The organism is Sinorhizobium fredii, assembly GCF_002944405.1.
GTDB classification, from domain to species: Bacteria; Pseudomonadota; Alphaproteobacteria; order Rhizobiales; family Rhizobiaceae; genus Sinorhizobium; species Sinorhizobium fredii_C.
The window spans coordinates 880346-902320 of the sequence record NZ_CP024307.1; the positions used below are offsets into that span (position 1 = coordinate 880346).

17 protein-coding genes are annotated in these 21975 nt (G+C 63.4%); 9 read left to right on the forward strand and 8 right to left on the reverse strand.

All coding sequences use genetic code 11. The annotated features are described in order from the left end of the window. Window positions 1-13: 13 nt before the first annotated feature. Window positions 14-1831, reverse strand: coding sequence for a DNA mismatch repair endonuclease MutL (gene mutL, locus NXT3_RS04190; RefSeq protein ID WP_104838830.1), 1818 nt, complete (start codon window positions 1829-1831; stop codon window positions 14-16). Between the two features lie 341 nt (window positions 1832-2172). Here mutL and NXT3_RS04195 point away from each other — a divergent pair, with 341 nt between their 5' ends. Together NXT3_RS04195 and NXT3_RS04200 are read left to right on the forward strand one after the other, a co-directional pair. Further along, window positions 2173-3897, forward strand: a complete 1725-nt coding sequence (locus NXT3_RS04195; RefSeq protein WP_104838831.1) for a response regulator — start codon at window positions 2173-2175, stop codon at window positions 3895-3897. A gap of 312 nt (window positions 3898-4209) precedes the next feature. Next, complete coding sequence (locus NXT3_RS04200) at window positions 4210-5547, forward strand: putative bifunctional diguanylate cyclase/phosphodiesterase (RefSeq protein WP_037413280.1); 1338 nt, start codon at window positions 4210-4212, stop codon at window positions 5545-5547. Here NXT3_RS04200 and NXT3_RS04205 read toward each other — a convergent pair. After that, entirely contained in the window at window positions 5523-6488 is a 966-nt protein-coding gene (locus NXT3_RS04205) for a LysR substrate-binding domain-containing protein (protein WP_104838832.1), read from the reverse strand. The two genes, NXT3_RS04200 and NXT3_RS04205, sit on opposite strands and share 25 nt — an antisense overlap. 90 nt (window positions 6489-6578) lie before the next feature. Here NXT3_RS04205 and NXT3_RS04210 point away from each other — a divergent pair, with 90 nt between their 5' ends. Continuing rightward, window positions 6579-8126, forward strand: a complete 1548-nt coding sequence (locus tag NXT3_RS04210; RefSeq protein WP_104838833.1) for a trimethylamine methyltransferase family protein — start codon at window positions 6579-6581, stop codon at window positions 8124-8126. Window positions 8127-8202: 76 nt separating this feature from the next. Here NXT3_RS04210 and NXT3_RS04215 read toward each other — a convergent pair whose 3' ends face one another. The 6 genes from NXT3_RS04215 to NXT3_RS04240 form a co-directional block, all read right to left on the reverse strand. After that, complete coding sequence (locus NXT3_RS04215; RefSeq protein ID WP_037413283.1) at window positions 8203-8826, reverse strand: PRC-barrel domain-containing protein; 624 nt, start codon at window positions 8824-8826, stop codon at window positions 8203-8205. Between the two features lie 291 nt (window positions 8827-9117). Next, the gene (locus tag NXT3_RS04220; RefSeq protein ID WP_104838834.1) at window positions 9118-10842 is read right to left on the reverse strand and encodes an IlvD/Edd family dehydratase; all 1725 of its coding nucleotides are present in this window, start codon (window positions 10840-10842) and stop codon (window positions 9118-9120) included. A 102-nt stretch (window positions 10843-10944) separates the two neighbouring features. Further along, on the reverse strand, window positions 10945-11832 hold the full coding sequence (locus tag NXT3_RS04225) for an SMP-30/gluconolactonase/LRE family protein (RefSeq protein ID WP_104838835.1): 888 nt from the start codon (window positions 11830-11832) through the stop codon (window positions 10945-10947). Continuing rightward, a complete protein-coding gene (locus NXT3_RS04230; protein WP_037413288.1) occupies window positions 11829-12467 on the reverse strand; it encodes a 2-dehydro-3-deoxy-6-phosphogalactonate aldolase in 639 nt (212 codons plus the stop codon). Before NXT3_RS04230 ends, NXT3_RS04225 begins: the two co-directional genes overlap by 4 nt. Before the next feature lie 14 nt (window positions 12468-12481). Next, on the reverse strand, window positions 12482-13399 hold the full coding sequence (locus NXT3_RS04235; protein ID WP_037413289.1) for a 2-dehydro-3-deoxygalactonokinase: 918 nt from the start codon (window positions 13397-13399) through the stop codon (window positions 12482-12484). After that, a complete protein-coding gene (locus NXT3_RS04240) occupies window positions 13399-14169 on the reverse strand; it encodes an SDR family NAD(P)-dependent oxidoreductase (RefSeq protein WP_095677915.1) in 771 nt (256 codons plus the stop codon). Before NXT3_RS04240 ends, NXT3_RS04235 begins: the two co-directional genes overlap by 1 nt. A 124-nt stretch (window positions 14170-14293) precedes the next feature. Between NXT3_RS04240 and NXT3_RS04245 the strand changes: the two genes are divergently transcribed. The 6 genes from NXT3_RS04245 to NXT3_RS04275 all read left to right on the forward strand — a co-directional run bounded on the left by NXT3_RS04245 (window position 14294) and on the right by NXT3_RS04275 (window position 21822). Next, a complete protein-coding gene (locus NXT3_RS04245; protein ID WP_176536600.1) occupies window positions 14294-15106 on the forward strand; it encodes an IclR family transcriptional regulator in 813 nt (270 codons plus the stop codon). Window positions 15107-15309: 203 nt separating this feature from the next. Then, window positions 15310-16050, forward strand: a complete 741-nt coding sequence (locus tag NXT3_RS04250; RefSeq protein WP_037413292.1) for a helix-turn-helix transcriptional regulator — start codon at window positions 15310-15312, stop codon at window positions 16048-16050. A 137-nt stretch (window positions 16051-16187) separates the two neighbouring features. Then, the gene (locus NXT3_RS04255) at window positions 16188-16961 is read left to right on the forward strand and encodes a LuxR family transcriptional regulator (protein ID WP_037413294.1); all 774 of its coding nucleotides are present in this window, start codon (window positions 16188-16190) and stop codon (window positions 16959-16961) included. Between the two features lie 460 nt (window positions 16962-17421). Beyond that, complete coding sequence (locus NXT3_RS04260; RefSeq protein ID WP_037413295.1) at window positions 17422-18579, forward strand: Mrp/NBP35 family ATP-binding protein; 1158 nt, start codon at window positions 17422-17424, stop codon at window positions 18577-18579. Window positions 18580-18925: 346 nt separating this feature from the next. After that, window positions 18926-19903 (forward strand): magnesium transporter CorA family protein, encoded by a 978-nt coding sequence (locus NXT3_RS04270; RefSeq protein ID WP_037413296.1) that lies wholly within the window; start codon window positions 18926-18928, stop codon window positions 19901-19903. A 17-nt stretch (window positions 19904-19920) separates the two neighbouring features. After that, window positions 19921-21822, forward strand: a complete 1902-nt coding sequence (locus tag NXT3_RS04275; protein ID WP_104838836.1) for a potassium transporter Kup — start codon at window positions 19921-19923, stop codon at window positions 21820-21822. Window positions 21823-21975: the final 153 nt, after the last annotated feature.

The following is a 21975-nucleotide window of genomic DNA, read 5'->3' on the forward strand; positions in this document are numbered from 1 at the left end:
CGACGCCGCAATGTCAACTCCGTCCGAAAAGCCTTTCGATATCGGCGAGCTTGAGCTCGATATAGGTCGGCCGCCCGTGGTTGCACTGCCCCGATCCGGGCGTCGCCTCCATCTGGCGCAGCAGCGCGTTCATCTCCTCCGTCCGCATGCGCCGGCCGGAGCGGACGGAGCCGTGGCAGGCCATCGTCGCAGCGAGATATTCGAGGCGGCCGGCAAGCCCGTTGGCCGTGTCCCATTCGGCCAGTTCGTCGGCAAGCTGCCGCACCAGTCCTGAGGCGTCCATCTCGCCGAGCATCGCCGGCGTTTCGCGCACCGCGATCGCGCCCGATCCGAAGCGCTCGATCGCAAGGCCGAGCCGTAGGAATTCCTCCGCATGCGCCATCAGCCGGTCGCAATCGTCCTCGGCAAGATCGACGATCTCCGGAATGAGCAGCGCTTGCGCCGGCACCGGCCGCGAGTGCAGCGCCGTCCGCATCGCCTCGAAGACGAGCCGTTCATGCGCGGCATGCTGGTCGACGATGACGAGACCGTCTTCGGTCTGGGCGACGATATAATTCGCGTGGAGCTGCGCGCGTGCCGCACCGAGCGGAAAGGCGGCTTCGCCCGTGCCGTTCGGGCCCTTCGCCTCGGCGGCCGGCCCGGGGGCGCGCGCCGATGGCTGCGAAAAATCCGCAAACGCCGCTTGCGGGGCCTCGGCAAAGCCGCGGGCGGGTTCGCCGAACCCAGTCGGCCGGTAGGGCGAGGCGGCGGCCGTCCAGGGCGCCTGCGCTCGCTGCGGTTCGGCTCGGTACGCTCCAGGCCGGAAGGCGCGCATCATTCCCTGGACGCCGGTTGTCGCTGCGCGGTCGCCGCCGCGCGCCAAAGCCTCGCGGATCGCGCCGATGATAAGCCCGCGGATTAGCCCGGGGTCGCGGAAGCGCACGTCCGATTTGGCCGGATGGACATTGACGTCGACCAATGCCGGGTCGAGCAGGATCGAAAGTACGGCGACCGGATAGCGCCCCTGCGGAATGGTTTCGGCATAGGCGGCGCGGATGGCCGAGAGGATCAGCTTATCCTGCACAGGCCGGCCGTTGACGAAGGCATATTGCTGCAGCGAGTTGCCGCGGTTGAAGGTGGGCACCCCGGCAAATCCCGTCAGCCTCGCCTCTTCGCGCTCCGCATCGATCTCGATGGCGTTGTCGCGGAAGTCCTTGCCGAGCACCTGCGCCATGCGCGCCAGCCGGTCGTCGCCGGTCGCCGGGAATTCCAGGGTCGACCGGTCCGCACCGGACAGCACGAACCGCACCTTCGGAAAGGCGATCGCCATGCGGCGGACCACTTCGGAAATCGCCGCGGCTTCGGCCTTTTCCGATTTCATGAACTTGAGCCGCGCCGGCGTAGCGAAGAAGAGGTCGCGCACTTCGACGACGGTCCCGACATTGGCAGGCGAGGGGCGGACCGGCTCGGTCCTGCCGCCCGTCACCGAAATCGCCGCCCCCTCGCTCGCGCCCGCCGTTCGCGTGGTGATCGACAGCCGCGCCACGGATCCGATCGAGGGGAGCGCCTCGCCGCGAAAACCGAGCGTGCGGATCTCCGTGAGCGTATCGGCGATCTTGGAGGTGCAATGCCGGCGGATCGCCAGTTCGAGATCGGCGGGCGACATGCCGCTGCCATTGTCGGTCACCCGGAGCAGCGTCTTGCCGCCCCCGGCCGTGGCGATCTCGACCCTGGTTGCGCCGGCGTCGAGGGCATTTTCGATCAGCTCCTTGGCGGCACTGGCCGGCCGCTCGATGACTTCACCGGCGGCGATTTGGTTGATGAGCGTTTCCGAGAGTTCCTTGATGGCCATGGCGCCATTTTCCAGGATTCGACGGCAGAGGGAAAGGGCCCCTCACGCGTCTTCAGCTGGAGGAAAGCCGGAATCGGTGCTCGTCCCCAGGCAGATCGGCAGAAATCGGATGCCGATTTAATTCCGCCTTAACGTTCTGCTGCGATTTTCCACAACAACCTGAATGATCACGGGTTTTGTTCTTTGGAGCACCGCGGCGTTGCTGGACGCCGCTCGATTCCCGCTCGAAGAGTGCCACGAACGGCCAGCCAGCATGTCCCGAAACGAAACCGCCGCTGCAGCGCCACTTAAGGACGCGGGTGCTGCAACACCCATGCAGTCGGCGAGACGAGGGCAGAGTAATGAACGATGTGGCGTCGGGCGGCGCGGACATCAGCAGGATCGTTCTTGAGTCGAGTTGCGATGCGCTTGGCCTGGCCTTGCTCGTCTGCGGACGGGACGACACGATCCTCTATGCCAGCGCCTCGATGTTGCAGTTTTTCCCCGTCCAGCCTCACCTGTTGAAGCCCGGGACGCGGCTTCGCGATTTTCTCGCAGCGGTCTACGATACGGGCCTGCGCCCGGGAACGCTGCCCGAAAACAGCCGGCGGCGTGCGAACCGGGAGGACTGGATCGCCGAACAGATGGGCCTCCATTGGCGTGAGCGCTACGAAAGCGTCGAACGGGCGGGCCGTACGCGCTGGGTCTGCCTGCGCAAGCGCCGCCTGTCGAGCGGCATCGGCATCTTGTCGATCAGCGATGTCTCCGATCAGAAGAAGCGCGAGGAACAGCTGCAAACCGACCTGGAACGGGTCGAACTCACCGAGCAAATCCTCGATGCGCAACCCAATCCCATCTGCGTCAAGGATCGCAATCTGAACTATATCGCCGCGAACCGTGCCTTCTGCGCCATTCACGACGTGGCGCCGGAGGCGATCCTCGGTCGGTCGGCCTGGGACGTCGTGGACGCGGAGCTTGCCGAACGCTTCGAGCAGTCGGATCGGCAGGTGCTGGCGACCGGCCGGCCGCATTCCGAGGCGGAGCACATCGTTCGCGCCGATGGCAGCGACTTGTGGGTGGTGACGCGCAAGTATCGCGTCGGCGTGCCCGGGCGCCACTTCGTCGTCACCTGCATGAACGACGTGACCGACATAGCCGCCTGGTATCATGGCGCGGACGATGGCGGCAGCAATTCGGGGCTGCAGATCCGCGACTACAGCATCTTCACGCCGGCGCAGAATTTCTACGACCCGTTCCGGGCACTGAACGTCCAGCAGCTCGTCGAGACCGGCTCGATGATCGAGACGCTGCCGGCCCGCGGCCTGCGGGTGCTCTTGGCGACGGCGGACAGCGAAATGGAGGCGCGGATCGTCGCACGCTTGCGCGGCTCTGGCCTCGATGCCTGCGCCGTACGAAACCGCGGCGAGCTCGAAGCCTTTGCGGCCGCCGCCGAGGATCACGGCCTGAAGCTCGATATTTTGGTGATGGACGCGGTATTTCCGGCAAGGGATGCGGTCCATGCGGGATGGAAGACCTGCCCGGTGCTCGACGTTTCTGCGGACGCTGATGCAACTGCCCTGCTCGGCGAAATCTTCCGGGCCAGCACCGACCGGCAGCCGCCGCGCTCGCAGTTTCCGCAAGCCGATTGGGAAGTCTCTTTCGAAGGTGATGCGACGGTCCGGACAGGCGCACCCGAAGTGGAGGTTCTCGTTGCCGAGGACAACCAGATCAACCAGTTCGTCTTCGCCCAGATCCTGGACGGCCTCGGAGTCTCGCATCGGATTGCCGCCAATGGCAGGGAAGCGGTGGATCTCTGGCACGAGCTGCAGCCGGCTCTCATCCTCATGGACATATCCATGCCGGTAATGAACGGCTTCGAAGCCGCAGTTGCCATCCGCGACGCGGAAAGGCAGACCGGACGCCGCACGCCGATCGTTGCCGTTACTGCGCAAGCCCTCGACATCGACCTTCAGCAATGCGAAGCGTCGGGAATGGACGATCACATCATGAAGCCGATCAGTCCGGACATGATCGAAGCGTTGCTGCGCAAATATCTGCGTGCCGCCCATGCGCGGCTGACGGCCTGATCGGCACACGACGGGGCTCGACCCCAGATTTGACGATCAGCCGATATAGGATTGTTAACCGCCGATTGTCATCGTTTGCTCCACGGTTGCCTTCATCGGCACCACCATCCGGGAGAAACTGCCCAGTCGCTGGCATAGCACCAATTTTCGCGCGATCACCGCGCGAAGCTGTCGCCCAAGGCTGCAAGAGTTGAGCATCGAAGACATGAGCATGTCGGCCAAACAGTCATTCCCCCGGTCGGACTTCGGTTGCGATCGGCGGGACGTGCTCCGTGCGGCACGGGCGCGCGCTCCGGCCGGGGGCGTAGCGCGATGATGGTCGCCGAACTGGCCATCGACCGTCGCGGTCCCGACAGGCTGCCCTTCGTCGATCCGCTGACCGGGCTGGGCAATGCAGAGCAGTTGCGGCACAAGGTCTGTGAGCTTGCCGCCGAACGCGCGAGCGATCCGGCTCCGTTCACCATCGGCCTTGCCAATCTCGACGGCTTCAAGCCGATCAACGATCTTTTCGGGCCGGAGGCCGGCGATCGGATCCTGCGCCAGGTCGCGCAGAGATTGTCGGCCTGCGTTCCGGAAGGGGCGACGGTGATCCGCACGGCCGACGACGAGTTCGCACTGGTGCTGCCGCTCGTCTTCGAGCGCAAGGGTGCCGAGAAACTCGGCCAGATGCTGAAGGAAATCCTCTCTGCGCCATTTGATCTCGGCGACCGCACGGTTCGGCTGTCCGCCTCCTTCGGTTTTGCCGTCTATCCGTTTGCCGGTGCGGTGTTCGAGGAACTCTTGAAAAGCGCCGACACGGCGCTTTACCGTTCGAAACGGCGTGGCCGCGGCCAGATCACGGTCTATTCGCATGAGATCGCCCAGGAGATGAAGCGGGCGACGCAGCTTGAGCAGGCTCTGCGCAACGCGATCATCGCCGAGGAGATCGATGTCCATTTCCAGCCGATCGTGGACCTTCGCAACGACGGCGTGGTTGGTTTCGAAGCGCTTGCCAGATGGTGCGATCCGGATTTCGGCTATGTCTCGCCTTCCGTGTTCGTGCCGCTGGCGGAGGAGCGCGGCTTCATCGAGGCGCTCGCCGAAATGCTGCTGCGCAAGGCGGCACAGACAGCCCTGGCGTGGCCGAAGGAATTGTTTCTCTCCTTCAACCTGTCATCGGCGCAATTGATGGACCCGGCGACGAGCGGCCGTCTCCTGGCGATCGTCAACAAGGTCGGCCTCGACCCGCGCCGCCTGGAACTGGAGATCACCGAAACCGCCGTGATGGCGGATGCCGATGTGGCGCAGAAGATCGTCTCCGAATTGCGGTCCGCCGGGGTGCGCGTGTCGCTCGACGATTTCGGCACCGGTCAGTCGAGCCTCTGCCGCTTGCGCGATTTCTCTTTCGACAAGGTGAAGATCGATCGCGCCTTCGTCTCGCGGATTTCGGCCGATCGGGCTTCGGAACACATCGTCAGGGCGATCGTCTCGATGTGCGAAGGGCTGGAACTCGAGGTCGTCGCCGAGGGTATCGAGGACATCTCCGAAGTGCTGAAGCTGAAAGCGCTCGGCTGCGGCATGGGGCAGGGCTATTTCTACGGCAAGCCGGCCGATGCGGTCGCCACCATGCGCTATCTCTCCGACCGTCACCGCGACGCTGTAGCCCGCTGACCGTCGTCGCGGCCCGCCACATCGTCAGCACGGTCGCGTGCGCCTTCCTTCAGCAGCCAGTCACGAATGCGTCCGGCCTGGCTGTTGAGTTCGCGCGACCGCGGCCACACGACGTAAAAGGCCTGACCGGTCCGCAGCACGTGGCCGGCAACCGGAACGAGGGCGCCTGAGCGCACCTGCCCGGCGATCAGATGGTCCCAGCCAAGGGCGATGCCCTCGCCGGCGAGCACGGCCTGGATCACCAGAACATAGTCGTTGATCGCCAGCCGCTTGCCCTGTGCGGGATAGGCAAGGCCGGCGCTTGCGAACCACTCGGTCCAGTCGCAGGCGCGCCTGACCGGCTCTTCGAGGTGGATGAGGCTGTGCCGCAGGAGGTCCGCCGGCTTTTTGGGCATGCCATGCGCCTCGACATAGGCCGGCGTCGCTACGGCAGTGATCACCTCGTCGGCGAGCAATGCCGCGTGATAGCGCGGCCATTGGGCCGGGTCGCCGCCGCGAATGCCCAGCGGTATCGGCTCCTCATCGAGGTCCAGATCACGAACGCCCGTCTGGATGCGAAGGTCGATCTCCGGCAGATCCTCCCGCAGCCGATTGAGGCGTGGCAACATCCACATGGAGGCGAAGGCCGTCGAGGCAGCCAGCGTCACATTCGTCTCGCGGCCCTTGGCGCGAATGTCTTCGGCCGATTTCTGGATGCGCGCCAGGCCGACCGACACGTCGGCATGGAACCTCTCGCCGGCCTCGGTGAGCTCGACGGCCCTGTGCACCCGATGGAAGAGCGAAACGCCGAGCTGGTCCTCAAGGCTCCTTACGGCATAGGAGACCGCCGCCTGCGACATGCCAAGCTCGGCAGCGGCGCGGGTGAAGTTCTGATGACGGCCGGCGGCCTCGAAGATGATGAGGCTGGCGGCGGACGGCAGCAGGCGGCGCATGTTTTCCATAAGCGCTACTTATATCATGCGTGGAATTTTTCCAGCGTTACAACGGTGTTTGCCGCAAATACCATCATCCCAAATCATGGGAGAACGGCGATGGCATTGGCGAGTGCGACTGGCGATGCTCCGAGGCGAACACGAAGCGGACGGCCGCAGCGGCGGGAAGGCAGCGGCAGGCAACTTGGCGTTCCCTACATCGTCCGCAATATACCGACCTATGACATCCTCGGGGAGGAGAGCCTCGAGCGGGTCGAGGCGACCGCCGATCGCATTCTCGCCGAGGTCGGTATCGAATTTCGCGACGACCCGGTGGCGCTCGAGCACTGGGGGCGCGCAGGTGCGAAGATCGAGGGCGTCCGCGTCACCTTCGAACCCGGAATGCTGAAGGAGATCGTTCGCTCGGCGCCGTCGCAATTCACCCAGCACGCCCGCAATCCCGCCCGCAGCGTCGAGATTGGCGGCCGGAACGTCGTCTTTTCGCCGGCTTACGGCTCGCCGTTCGTCACGGATATCGACAAGGGCCGGCGCTACGGCACCATCGAGGACTTCCGCAATCTCGTCAAACTCGCCCAATCGAGTCCCTGGCTGCACCATTCCGGCGGTACGATTTGCGAGCCGGTTGACGTGCCGGTTAACAAGCGCCATCTCGACATGGTCTACAGCCATATCAAATATTCCGACCGCGCCTTCATGGGTTCGATCACCGCCGAGGATCGTGCCGAGGATTCGATCGAGATGGCCCGGATTCTCTTCGGCGCCGAATTCGTCGACAACAACTGCGTCATCCTTGGCAACGTCAACGTCAACTCGCCGCTCGTCTGGGACGGGACCATGACCAGGTCGATGCGTGCCTATGCCCGCGCCAACCAGGCGGCGGTCATCGTGCCCTTCATTCTCGGTGGTGCGATGGGGCCCGTCACCAATGCCGGCGCCATCGCCCAATCCTATGCCGAAACGCTGGCCGGCTGCGCGCTGACGCAGCTCGAACGCAAGGGCGCGCCGGTGATCTTCGGCAACTTCCTTTCGTCGATGTCGCTTCGCTCCGGCTCGCCGACCTTCGGCACGCCGGAACCGGCGATCGGCAGCATGGTGGTTGGCCAACTCGCCCGCCGACTGGGCCTGCCGCTGCGCTGCGCCGGCAATTTCTCCAATTCGAAGCGGCCGGACGCCCAGGCGATGCAGGAAGGCGTCATGTCGATGCTGTCGGCTGTCCATTGCGGCGCCAATTTCATCCTGCATTCGGCCGGCTTTGTCGACGGCCTGCTGGCCATGTCCTACGAGAAATTCGTGATGGATACAGACTTTTGCGGCGCGCTGCATTCCTATCTCGCAGGCGTCGTCGTCGACGACAATTCGCTTGCCATGGATGCGTTCACGGAAGTGGGTCCGGGAAGTCATTTCCTCGGCTGCGAGCACACGATGCGCAACTATCAGACCGCCTTCTGGGACAGCGCGCTCTCAGATAACGAGCCGTTCGAGAAATGGGTCGAGCAGGGCGAAACCGACATGGCGCTACGCGCCAATCGTTTCTGGAAGAAGACGCTTGCCGAATACGAAGCGCCGCCCTTGGATGCGGCGATCGACGAAGCCCTCGTCGATTACGTGGCGAGGCGCAAGGCCGGTATGCCCGACGCTTGGTATTGAATCATAAGCGTGGAGTTTCAAAACAAAAGCGGCGCCGTGAGCGCCGCTTCTGTGTCGATTGCGACCGGCAGCGTGGTTACTGCTGCGGTGCCGGTTCGGCGGGTGCCGGTGCCGGAGCCGGGGTCGTGCCCGTTGCCGAAGTCGTCGACGTGTCGACCGGCTGCGCCGCGTTGCGCTCAGCCATCAACTGCGACTTCGTCTTGAATTCCGGCGCACCCTTCAGGGATTCGGCCGTTTCGGTCGTCGTCAGCTTGAGGGCATCCGAGTCTGGCTGTTCGGTGACTTCGATGCTTTCGAACGGAACCGCAACGTTCTTCTCGCCGATTCCGAGGAAGCCGCCGACGCCGACGATGGCCGCAGCGACGCCGCCTTCCTTCTTAATGATAAGGTCGTTGATCTCGCCGATGCTTTCATCATTGGCGTTATAGACCGACTGACCAATGTAGGTGTTAGCGGAAATCTGGTCGTCCGCCTGTTCGGTCAGATAGGACCCAGCTTCTGCCATGTCGGTCGTCTTGTCCGCAGGAGCCGGTGTCTGTGCCTGGTCAGCCGGTGCCGGAGTGGCAGGAGCAGGCTGCACCTGTGTCTCGGGCGCCGGGGCCGGCGGTGTGGTGGTTTCCTGCGCGAAGCTCATCGGAGCGACGGCAACGCCCACGAGAAGCGCGCCGGCGGCAACGGAAGATATAAATTTGTCGATCATATCAGTCTGCCTTTCGTTGACGTTGTCGGTTAAGCGCAGCCCCTATTTTCCGGTGTTTTGCGCTGCGCCGGTGGTACTCAAGCAACGTCCGGCAGCGAAAACTGTTCCGGATAAAATGAAAATATAAAGCCGCTGGTTGTCTCAGCATCGAGCCTGTTCATCCATCGGTATAAATCTCTTTTTATGTAAACGCCAACCGCCCGCGGCAAGCAAAACCAATGGCGGGCGGAACGGAGAGCGCCGCGTGCCGAGGTCGGCACGCGGCGCTCATCATCGGTGGCCATAGAAGGGTCAGTGGCTCTCGCGATGCACCTCGCTGCCGCTGTTGCCGACGAGGAAATCGAGGTCGGCGCCCTTGTCGGCCTGCAGCACGGTGTCGTGGTAGAGCTTGTAGTAACCGCGCTGCCATTTTTGCTCCGGCGGCTGCCAGGCCGCCACCCGGCTTGCGAATTCCTCTTCGCTGATCAGCAGGTTCAATTCGCCCTTCATGGTATCGAGCCGGATGCGGTCGCCGGTCCTGACGATCGCCAGCGGCCCGCCGGCATTGGCTTCAGGGCTGACATGCAGCACGACCGTTCCGAAGGCCGTGCCGGACATGCGCGCATCGGAGACGCGCACCATGTCGCGAACGCCCTTTTCGACGAGCCGGCGCGGGATCGGCATATTGCCGACCTCCGCCATGCCGGGATAGCCCTTCGGACCACAGCCCTTGAGCACGAGAACCGTATCCTCGGTGACCGGCAGATCCGGATCGTCGATCTTCGCCTTGAGGTCTTCGATCGTCTCGAAGACATAGGCCGGCCCCTCATGGGCGAGCAGGTGCTCGCTTGCCGCCGATGGCTTGATCACCGCGCCGTTCGGCGCAAGGTTGCCCTTCAGCACCCGGATACCCGCGGCGGCGCGGAGCGGATTGTCGAGCGGCCGAATGACGTCGTCGTTATAGACCTCGGCACCTTCCCAATATTTGCTGATCGGCACGCCGAACACCGTCGGCGCATCGGCGTGCAGCAGGTGCTGAATGCGGTTCATCACTGCCGGCAGGCCGCCCGCATAGGCGAGGTCCTCGATCAGGTATTTGCCGGACGGCATGCAGTTGACGATGCAGGGGACCTGGCCGCCGACGCGGTCGAAGTCCTCCAGACAGAGATCGACACCGGCGCGCCCGGCGATCGCCAGCAGGTGAACGACGGCATTCGTTGATCCACCGACGGCGGCATTGGCGATGATGCCGTTTTCGAAGTTCTGCCGCGTCAGGAGCTTCGACAGCCTGAGATCCTCGTGCACCATGTCGACGATCCGCTTGCCGGTCATGTGCGCCAGCGCCATGCGCCGCGCATCGACGGCCGGCAGCGCCGCATTGGTCGGGAGCGAGAGGCCCATCGCCTCGACCACGGACGCCATGGTCGTCGCCGTGCCCATAGTCATGCAGACGCCGGGCGACCGCGACATGCCGCTTTCGGCTGCCATGAATTCCTGCAGGCTCATTTCGCCGGCGCGCACCGCTTCGGAGAATTTCCACACATCGGTGCCCGAGCCGATGTCCTTGCCTTTCCATTTGCCGTTGAGCATCGGACCGGAGGAGACGACGATCGTCGGCAGGTCGACGGAGGCCGCCCCCATCAACTGGCCCGGCGTCGTCTTGTCGCAGCCGCCGAGCAGCACCACCCCGTCGATGCCGTAGGCGCGGATCGCCTCTTCCACATCCATCGCCAGGAGGTTGCGGAACAGCATGGCCGTCGGCCGCATCTGGGTTTCGCCGAGCGACGAGACCGGAAATTCGACCGGAAAGCCGCCCGCCTCCCAAACGCCGCGCTTGACGCCCTCTGCAAGGATGCGCAGGTGGCTGTTGCAGGGCGTCAGCTCGGACCAGGTGTTGCAGATGCCGATGATCGGCCGGCCGTCGAAGACATGATCCGGAAAGCCCTGGTTCTTCATCCAGGACCGGTGAATGAAACCATCCTTGTGCGTGCCACCGTACCAGTGCCGGCTCCTCAGTTCTTTTTTCTTATCGCTCATCCGAGCACTCCCTTTCCATGCGCGATTCACCGCATGGGTTAATTGTATGACTTTTTCTCGGCGCCGCCAGCTTTTGTTCGCGATCGGGCGCCGAATGGTCCTTCAGCTAAGTCGGAACGCCGGCTCGAAGCGGCCCTTGACGTCGATGCCGAGCTCGAAGGTTTTGCCGGCGCTGGGATCGGCGGAGCGTGCCGCGTCGTCGAGGTCCTGCCAGGCGGAAGTGACCAGCAGCCTGTCCGCCCGCGCACCGATGAAAGCGGGGCAACTCGGCTGCGTCGCCGGCACCGCATAGCGGGCGACCTTCTGTCCGTCCGGCTTGTACACTTCGACGGCACCGGCGCCCCAGCGGCAGTTCCAGATCAAGCCGTCGGCATCGCAGACCGAGCCGTCGATCCCGCCCGGTGCCGCACTCTCGTCAGAAAGAGTGACGGGATCGCCGGTCGGCAGTGCCGTCGCCGGATCGATGGCGACGCGCATCAGGTGATTGACGTCGGTGTCGGTGAAATAGGCGGTGGCGCCATCCGGCGAAAAGCAGATGCCGTTCGGGATGGTGATATTGCCGTAGAGCCTTGTGATGCGGTTGCCGGCGACGTGATAGATCGCGCCCGCATGCGTCTCGGCTTTCCGTCCCATGGTGCCGATCCAGAGAGCGCCGGAGGGATGAACGCGCCCGTCATTGGAGCGGTTGCCCGGCTTGTCCTCGATTGCGGCGAACGGGCTGAGCGAGAAGCTTGCCGTGTCGCGGATAAAAAGCCCCTGGTCCGAGGCGATCAACTGCCGGCCGGGGTCGATGGTGGCCAGCACGCTGCCGAGAAAGGGCAGGGGATGAATGGTCTTGTGTCCGCTCCCGAGATGAAGCTCGTGCAACTCCTGGCCCTTGATGTTGAACCACCAGGCGGTGTCGGCGCGGGGGTCGTAGGTCGGGCCCTCGCCGAGTTCGGAGGCGAAGTCGCAGAGGATGTGGCCAGAAAAGGCGACGAGGTCGGTCATTCTTGGCCTCCATAGACGGCATCATAGGCTTTCAGCGTTGCCACCGCCCGCTGCCTGACATCCGCTGCGCTCATTCCCGGCTTGTAAAGGCTCGAGCCGAGTCCGAAGCTTCGCACGCCGATCCTTGCATAGTCGGCAAAATTGGCCTCCGAGACGCCCCCGACCGCGGCGATCTCGATGTCGTGCGGAAGCACTGCGCGGATGGCCGCGATGCCGGCAGGCCCAAGAACGCTGGCGGGGAAGAATTTCAGGCCGCTGGCGCCCGCAGCCGCTGCCGCGAGTGCCTCCGTCGGGGTGAAGACGCCCGGCATCGTCACCATGCCCTTGGCCGCGGCGAGCCGGATGACCGACGACTCGACATTGGGGCTGACCATCAGGCGGCCGCCGACGCCGTCGAGCTGCTCGACGTCACCCGTCGTCAGCACCGTGCCGGCGCCGATGAGGCAGTCGACCGGCGCCATTTTCACCGCCGTTTCGATGGACCGGAACGGGTCGGGCGAATTCAGCGGGATCTCGATCGCCGTAAAGCCCGTTTCGATCAGTGCGCCGACGACGCTCTCGGTCTCCTCCGGCTTCAATCCGCGCAAGATCGCAATCAGCGGATATTTCATCGGGGGCAGGGGAATGCGGTTCATCTTCTTTTCTTCCGTCAAAGGGGCCAAATAGCCTGGGCAGCGGTTGAAAGGCCGGCCCGCACCGCCTCATCGGCGTCGATGAGCCGGACTGCGAGGCCCTGGCTTTCAAGCGCCGCGCGATAGAGCGTGCCGAGTTTTCCCGAGCCGACCAGGCAGATGCCGTCCACCGGGCCCGCCGTAGCGAGCGCACCGGCGATCTCCAGGCCGATCAGCGTGCCGGACAGGCGAGCCTTGGCGTCGGCCGCGCTCAGACCATGAAGCAATTGTCCCGCCCGGACGGAAAAGAGGAGGTTCGTCGCCAGCGCCGGTTTTTCCCGTGCCTGGGTGACGGCTTCGGAAAAGGCAGCGCTGTCGGCAGCAATGGCATCCACCCCGGCCACGGCATGGCTCAAGATCGTATGCTTGGAGATGGCGTCGAACAATTCGCCGGTCATGTAGGTGGAGAAACCGTCGACCGTCTGACCCGACAGCCGCACCCACTTGCTGTGGGTGCCCGGCATGCACACCAGGTGCCGGCCGCTGTCGAGCATACCGGCTGCCCCGAGCAATTGCGTCTCCTCGCCGCGCATGACATCCGGATGCCGATCGTTGCGTTGCGCCAGGCCTGGCAGGATGCGAATGTCGCGATCCACGTCCGGAACGGCGATTGCATTTCCCGCGATGGCGCCAAGCGTTGCCGGCGTTTCAAGATAGCCCGCTTCTTTCCAGCCCTGCCGGGCGCCGGCCATGCCGCAGATGATGATCGGCAGATGGGCAGATGCCGATACGGCGGTAAGATGGCTGTCGAGGACGGCGTGGAACCCGGTTTCCGCTGCGGTGGTCATACCCTCCGCACTGCGGCGTTCGGCGAGCACCGACCCGTCCTCTCCGATGACCCACAAGCGGAAGCTCGAGGTCCCCCAGTCCACCGCGGCATAGTAGCCTGCCGTCATCAAAACACGCCTCCATCGATAATCATGCTCTGTGCCGTCATCGCCGCGGAGCAATCCGAGGCCAGAAAGAGGCAAGGGCCGACGAGATCCTCGGCAGCCAGAACGCGTTTCAGGCACTGCCTTTCCTGCATCCGGGCGATCGAGTCCTGCGTGAGCCAGAGCCGCTTCTGCCGTTCGGTGACGATCATGCCGGGCAGGATGGCATTGACGCGGATATTGTCCGGCCCGAGTTTCCCGGCGAGCGACTTGGTGAGCCCGATAATGCCGGCCTTTGCCGTCGCATAGGCCGGCATTTCAGGCATGTTCAGCATGAAGGCGATCGACGAGAAATTGATGATCGATCCGCCACCCGCTTGCCGCATGTGCGGCGCAATCGCTTGGGCGAGAAAGAAGAAGTGCCTGAGATTGACGGCGAGGCTTTCGTCCCAGCTTTCCCTTGTCACCTCCTCGAGCGGCTGCCGGTCGTCCCGGGCGGCGTTGTTGATCAGCACCCGAATGGGGCCGAGCGCCGCGACGGCTGCATCCGCGGCGCTTCTTGCCTGCTCGACGTCCCGGAGATCGGCGCGAACGAATTCCGGCCTCTGTCCGATTTCGGCGGCAAGCCTGTCCGCAAGCGCGCGGCCCGCGTCCTCGGCAATATCGATGAAGGCGACGCGCGCACCCTGCCGCAGAAAGCCCTCCACCAGCGCCGCTCCAATGCCGGAGGCCCCGCCGGTGACCAGGACGCCGCGATCGCGCAAGTCGGGGAACTGACTGCTCGGCAGCGTCATCGATCGTTCTCTCCCTCTTTCTCAGAAAAATTGTTCCAGTATGTGGAATAGCTCTTTATTTTCTGGAATTATCGCGCTGCGGGTCTTATCCTGTCAAGGTGGCAAGCGGGCGAAAGCAGATGAAATGGAACCCAAGATCGTGAGCGAGCAGGAAAGCGAAGGGCCGGGGACCGGCACGCTAGGGAAGGCGATGGCGGTGCTTGAGGCCGTCGCGGCGGCCGACCGGCCCCAGCGGTTCACCGACATCCTGCAATCCGTCCGCCAGCCGCGCGGCACGTTGCATCGGCTGCTTGGGCACCTCGTCGATGAAGGCCTGCTGGTGCAGCGAAGCGATCTTTCCTACGAGCCGGGATTGCGCCTCTTGAAGCTTGCCTATCGCTCCTGGTCCGGCAATCAGTTTCGCGACATTGCCGAGCCGCACCTCTTGCGTCTGCATGAACTCACTGGCGAAACGGTTCATCTCGGCATATTGCGCGACACCGAGATCATCTATGTCGACAAGGTCGAAAGCCGCCAGACGGTCCGCATGAGCTCGCAGATCGGCAAGGCCTCGCCGGCCTATTGCACAGGGATCGGCAAGGCGGCCCTGTCGTCGCTTGGACATGGCGCGCTGGAACGAGTCACGGCAAGGATGCAGTTCGTCCCGTTCACCGAGCGCACGCATCGCTCGGCCGCTTCGCTGCTTGCGGAAATTGAAGAGATTCGCCGCGAAGGCCATGCCTTCGACCGCGAGGAGCATGAAGCCGAGATCTGTTGCGTGGCAGCGCCGATCGTCGTTCCGGAGCACGAATTGGTAGCCGGTATTTCGGTAACCGGCCCTTCCTATCGCGTCACGATGACGCAATTGGCGGCCTGGGCGGCGGATGTTCGCAAGGCCGCCGCTAAGGTCGAGGAGGAGGCCCGAATCCGGTTGGGACCCGGCCGAGGCGGCCGCTAAGCATCGCTTTACGGTAAATTAGAAGTTTCGACTGGACGAGGCGGCTATAGATCGCTAGCTTCAACTGGCTACTCCCGCCTCCACGACTGGTTGCAGTTTCGCGCGGGATGTGTTCCTTGGCGGAAGCGCCAAGAGCGGATTAGGACGGTGAACCGGCCGGACTCGCCAACGGCGTGAACAGGTTGTGGGAGGCCAGCGGAACGATGATGGATTTCAACGCGGACATCAATTCACTGATCCTTCCCGATGGCCGCTCGATCGATGGGGCGCTCGGCAATGAAGACGATGTCAGGCGCGCTCTGGACCAGATTTCGGACGCTTTCGGATTCCGCGGCTTCATCGTCTTGGCCATTCCCGACTCCGGTTGTCACAGCCTGGCTGCTCAGGCGTTGCTCACGTCCTGGCCCGCCGAATTCCTGCGGCGCTATGATAGCGCCGGCCTGATCGAGGGAAGCCCCGTTATCCAGCGGCTGCGCCGGAGCACCATCCCCTTCACCTATGATGCGCATTTGCTGGCGCGCAGGCGCATGGACGGAAAGGGCGAGGCCGCCGTCAGTGTTTTCGAGCAGGCTGGCATGCCGCGCGGTCTGTACCTTCCCGTCCACGACGCCAAGGGAGGTCGCGCTGCCATTGCCTTTGGCGGAGACCGGGAGGTGGTCTCGAGCGACGAAATGCAGGCCCTCAATTTCTGGGCGGGGCTGCTCTATAGCCGGCTTTCCGAGATCAGAACGCGCGACCGGCGCCGGCCGGGCGGCCTTTCCCGACGCGAGATCGAATGTCTGCGCTGGGCTGCGGCCGGAAAGACGACCGTCGAGATGGCGCGAATCATGGCGCTTTCCGAATACACGGTGAACCACTATCTGAATCGCGCGACCCGCAAGCTCGATTCGGTCAATCGTGTGCAGACGGTCGCCAAGGCGATGCGGGCCGGCCTGATCAATTAAAAGAACAAGCCTCGCTCCTGCCCCTCGTGCGTCCCGCCGCGCGAAACGTAATACACAGCCTTTTGGCGGCGAAGGGAGACCATTGCCGATCACCTGTTGGCAATCATGCGCGGCTCAGGCTATTTGATACTTGATGAATGTCATGGAACGCGCGAATGCAAGATACGATGACGACCGGGATGACTGACATCGATCTACCCCGGGGCGGTGATTTCGCGTCTGAGATCGCAAGGCTGGAGACTCAGTTCGATATCATCCGTTATATGCGGCGGATTACGCATATTTTCGGCTTCAAGACGTTCCTCATCTGCTCGATCCCGCCGATCGACATGGAGCGGCTTTCCGCCGCCACCGTCATTTCCAACATGCCGGCCGAGCTTCTCAACAAATATGACAGCCTGTCGATGCTGCGTTTCAGCACGGGCGTTCGTCGGTTGCGGGAGACCACGACGCCGTTCCAGATCACCCTTGAAGACTGGGAGAGCGAGGGCGGCAAGCCGGCGTCTGCCGGGGACTACATCGCGATGCTGCGCGAAAACGGCATCTTTCAGGCCAACTATTTCCCTGTCCATGATGCCGAGGGCGGCCGCGGCGCGGTCATTCTCATGGGCCCGGCGGCCGATCTGCCGATGACCGCGGCGATGGAACTGCAGATGATCGCGATCCACGTCTATAACCGGCTCGCCGAGATCGGTTCGGTTTGGAAGAACAGCAACACGACCCTGTCTGAGCGGGAAATCCAGTGTTTGAGCTGGACCGCAGCCGGTAAGACAAGTGCTGAAATTGCCGGGATCCTGGGCCTGTCCGAGCACACCGTCAATCACTACCTCAACCATGTCACGAAGAAGCTCGACGCCGTCAACCGCACGCAGGCGGTCGTGAAGGCGATGAAGAAGGGCTATATTAGCTAGCCTTCGGCCCGCCGTTACGGACAGCTGCTCGATTGCGGTCAAAGTGTTGTGCCCAAAAGCACGCATGCCCAGGATTTGGGCGGACACGCGGCCTGCGTCTCGCGTCGCTTCGCCTATTTCCGTGGAAATCGCAGCTTTATCCCCGCCGTTTGAAACTGGCACGGTTTCTGCTTGTTCATTGCTGGTCCACAGAGGGGACTAAAAAGAACAGCGCCCAAGAAGGTCGCGAAAAGGGCCGCCGCCCACCGCCCGTGATCCCGGATGTACGGACACGGGTGATAGGCTGGCGGCCCTTCATTTTCTCAATTCCAACATTGGCGAAGTGCCTCGCCTCGATTATCTACTGCACAAGGACTCTCGGATCGGACTCGGTTCGAAGGGATCGCATTGTAAGCGTGGGCAGCACCGTCCCGTCCCAACAGGCGGTGAATAGCCGGCGCGGCAGAGAGAAGAGGGCGAGATGCCGGACGTGACCAGGGAAATGGTGCTGGAAAGGCTGCGGAGCGTGCGCGGCCCGGACATGGAGGGCAACATCGTCGATCTGGGCCTTGTCTCCGATGTGTTCATCTCCGACGGCAAGGCCTATTTTTCGATCACCGTGCCGGCGGATCGTGCGAAGGAGCTCGAACCGATGCGCGCCGCTGCCGAACGAGTCGTTCGGGAGATGCCGGGCGTGAAGGCGGCCATGGTCGCGCTGACTGCGGACCGCAAGGCGGCGGCTCAGGCGACCCCGGTACAGCGGCCGGCGCCGCCTTCCGGGCAGGCTCACGCGCATGCTCCGCGGCCGGCCGGCGGCGCGCCGGCCAAAGCAGGTATCCCGGGCGTTGGCGCGATCATCGCGGTTGCCTCGGGGAAGGGCGGCGTCGGCAAGTCGACGACCTCGGTGAATCTGGCCCTGGCGCTTCAGGCGAACGGTCTCAAGGTCGGGTTGCTCGATGCCGATATCTATGGCCCGTCGATGCCGCGCCTCTTGAAGATTTCCGGCCGGCCGCAGCAGATCGAGGGGCGGCTTATCCGGCCGATGGAAAATTACGGACTGCCGGTGATGTCGATGGGATTCCTCGTCGACGAGGAGGTCGCGATGATCTGGCGCGGACCGATGATCCAGTCCGCTCTCCTGCAGATGCTGCGCGAGGTGGCCTGGGGCGAACTCGACGTGCTCGTTGTCGATATGCCTCCCGGCACTGGCGATGCGCAGTTGACGATGGCCCAGCAAGTGCCGCTCGCCGGCGCGGTTATTGTATCGACGCCGCAGGATCTGGCGCTCGCCGATGCGCGCAAGGGAATTACCATGTTCCGCAAGGTCGAGGTGCCGGTGCTCGGAATCGTCGAGAACATGAGCTATTTCGTCGCTCCCGACACCGGCAAGCGCTACGATATTTTCGGCCATGGCGGTGCCCGCAAGGAGGCCGAACGCATCGGCGTGCCCTTCCTCGGCGAAGTCCCGCTCACCATGGGAATCCGGGAAACCTCGGATGCAGGCACACCCCTGGTGGTGTCCGATCCTGATGGTGAGGTCGCGCGAAACTACCGCAGCATCGCCGAACGGGTCTGGAAACAGCTCTCGGCCGGGAAGGCGAACAAAGGCCGGGCGATGCCGAACATCGTCTTCGAATAGACCATCGGTGGGGCAGAACCAGACCGCGCTATTTTTTCTTTCGCGGGAAGGTACCGCTTGCGGAAAATATGACGTAGGGTCCGGCACCGTTCGCAACGAGGCGTGATGTGCCGCCGAGGTCGGCATCTGCAAAAAGCATTGATTTTGCCCGAGTGTTGCGCCATATGGCTTGCCGCTCGCGCAGAGGCAGGCGCACACCGTCCCTCACCGGAGATTTCAGCCAAGGGGAGATGTCGTGGGGCGGAAGTCTGCATCAGATGAATCGGCATTGTGGAAATCCTGTGGCGGCTGATCGTTTCAATCCTTCATCCTTCTTTCCTGTCGGTCCCACCCAAAAGGCGGCCGCATGATCTCAGGCTATTGCGTCAATGGCGAAGCCGTCGCCCTTACGACGGCCGAACCGCCAGCCGCCCTGCGCCCGGAGATCGTCTGGATCGACCTCGTCGAGCCGACCAGGGCCGAAGAACACATGATGGAGGGGCTGCTCGGAATTTCCATTCCGACCCGCGACGATCTCAAGGGCATAGAGCCGTCGAGCCGCCTTTATGTCGAAGGGGGCGCCGTCTTCATGACCGCGTCGCTGGTTTATCGCAGCGAAACCCAGATTCCCGGCTTGACGGATGTAGGCTTCATCCTTTCCGGAGGCAGACTGGTGACGATCCGCTACGCGGAGCCGCGCGCCTTCGGCCTCTTCAAGGCGGGCTTGCATCGGATTCCCAACGGCTGCCGCAACGGCGTGGTGCTGCTGACCCGGCTGCTGGAAACGATCACCGACCGGACGTCGGAAATTCTCGAGCAGGCCGTCGTCAAGATCGATGACCTGTCGATCGAGGTGTTCGGCGACAGGGCTGCGGGCCGGCGCCGGCCGCCGCAATTTCTCGAAGCTCGCCTGCGCGATGTGGCGGGCCACCACAGGCTGGTTGCGAAGACGCGCGATAGCCTCGCTTCCCTATCGCGGCTGCTCACCTTCCTCTACACCGTGCCGGAAGTGCAGGAGGACAAGGACAGCCGCGAGCTTTGCCGCTCGATCTCCAGGGATATCCAGTCGCTTTCCGAACATGCGGCCTTCATCTCGGGAAACATTACCTTTCTGCTCGATGCGTCGCTCGGTCTCATCAATGTCGAGCAGAATGCCATCATCAAGATCTTCTCGATCGCTTCGGTCGTCCTCCTGCCCCCTACGCTGGTTGCTTCGGTCTATGGCATGAACTTTCGCGTGATGCCGGAACTCGAATGGCAGTTCGGCTATCCCTGGGCGCTCGCGGCCATGGTGCTCTCGGCCGTGATCCCGTTTTTCTTCTTCCGCTGGAAAGGCTGGCTCTAAGGAGCCTGTTGGATACCATGTCTCAGTCGTCTGCCCCTGCCGCACATGGATCCGAGAACCTGCGCCGCCTGCTTGCGCTTGGGCTTGGCTCGATCGGCGTTGTCTATGGCGACATCGGCACGAGCCCGCTCTACGCTTTCCGCGAAGCGCTGCGCCCGGTCGCCCATGACGGCGTCACGGATGCGGAGATCATTGGCCTGATCTCGATGATGATCTGGTCGCTGACGATCATCGTGACGATCAAATATGTGCTCTTCCTGCTGCGGGCCGACAACCAGGGTGAGGGTGGCACGCTCTCGCTGCTCGCTCTTTTGATGAAGACAGCCAACGGTCACGCGCCGATTCTGTTCTTCATGGGCGTCGCGGGGGCGGCGCTCTTCATCGGCGACGCGATGATCACGCCGGCGCTCTCGGTCCTCTCTGCTGTCGAGGGCCTGAAACTGGTGACGCCGGCGCTTTCGGACTATGTCGTTCCCATCGCCGTCGTCATTCTGCTGCTTCTCTTCGCCGTCCAGTCGAAGGGCACGGCGGCCGTCTCGAATTTCTTCGGGCCGATCACGCTCGTCTGGTTCCTCGTCATGGGCGGGATCGGCCTCGTGCATATCGCCGACGATCTGTCGATCTTCGCCGCCTTCAACCCCTTTTATGCGGTGACATTCCTGTTCACTGAGGGCTATGTCGGCATCATTGTGCTGGGCGCCGTGTTCCTGACGGTGACGGGAGCGGAAGCGCTCTACGCCGATCTCGGCCATTTCGGCCGCCGGCCGATCCAATGGGCATGGTTCACCATCGTCTTCCCGGCCTTGACCCTGAACTATCTCGGCCAAGGCGCCTTCGTGCTCGAGCATCCGGAGGCCATGTCCGATCCGTTCTTCCTGATGTTCCCAAAATGGGCGCTGCTCCCAGTCGTCATACTTGCGACCGCAGCGACCATCATCGCAAGCCAGGCGGTGATCACCGGCGCCTTCTCGCTGACGCGCCAGGCGATCCATCTCGGCTTCCTGCCGCGCATGGCGATTTTCCATACGTCCGAAACCCACACCGGCCAGATCTATTTGCCCAATGTCAACACGCTGCTGATGTTCGGCGTCATGGCACTCGTATTCGTCTTCGGCTCCTCGGAATCGCTTGCGACCGCCTACGGCATCTCCGTGACCGGCGCCATGGTCGTGACGACGATGCTCGCCTTCGAGTTTCTGCGCGCGCGCTGGAACTGGTCCGGCTGGTGGGCCGCCGCCGCTTTGCTGCCGCTCCTCACGCTGGAGCTCGTCTTCCTAGGCGCGAACATGCTGAAGATCCATGACGGCGGCTATGTGCCGATCCTGATCGCGGCGACCTTCATCATCGTCATGTGGACCTGGAAGCGCGGCACGGAGATCCTCCACAACAAGACCCGCCATATCGACATTCCGCTCGCGAGCTTCATAAACTCGATCGAACGCAAGAGCGAGCACGGGCCGGTCGCCGTACCGGGCACGGCGATCTTCCTGACCAGCGATCCGGATTCGACGCCCGCCGCCCTCCTGCACAACATCAAGCACAACCACGTCCTGCACCAGCAGAACTTCATCCTGACGGTCCGCACCGCCAACACCCCGAAAGTGCCCAAGGAAGAGCGCGTCAGCGTCCTGCCGCTGTCGGAGCGCTTCACCCAACTCGAGATGCGGTTCGGCTATATGGAAACGCAGAACGTTTCCCAGGCGCTCGGCCTTTTCCGCAAATCCGGCCTGAAGTTCGACATCATGTCGACCTCCTTCTATCTCGGCCGCCGCAAGCTCGTGCCCGACGCCCAGTCGGGCATGCCGCACTGGCAGGATCGCCTCTTCATCGCGCTCGCCAATGCCGCCATCGATCCTTCCGACTATTTCCGCCTGCCGACCAACCGCGTCGTCGAACTCGGCTCCCACGTGATCATTTGACGAGCTTCGCCACTCAGCCGCATTAACCAAACATCAAGGTTAATGCTTCATTTTCGAGGCTCGAACGAAGCGACCCCGGGCAACCGTCCGGACGCTTCAAAATCTTAGCGTCCCTGCATGTCGTCGTCAGGCCGGTTTCAAATTAGAGCCGGC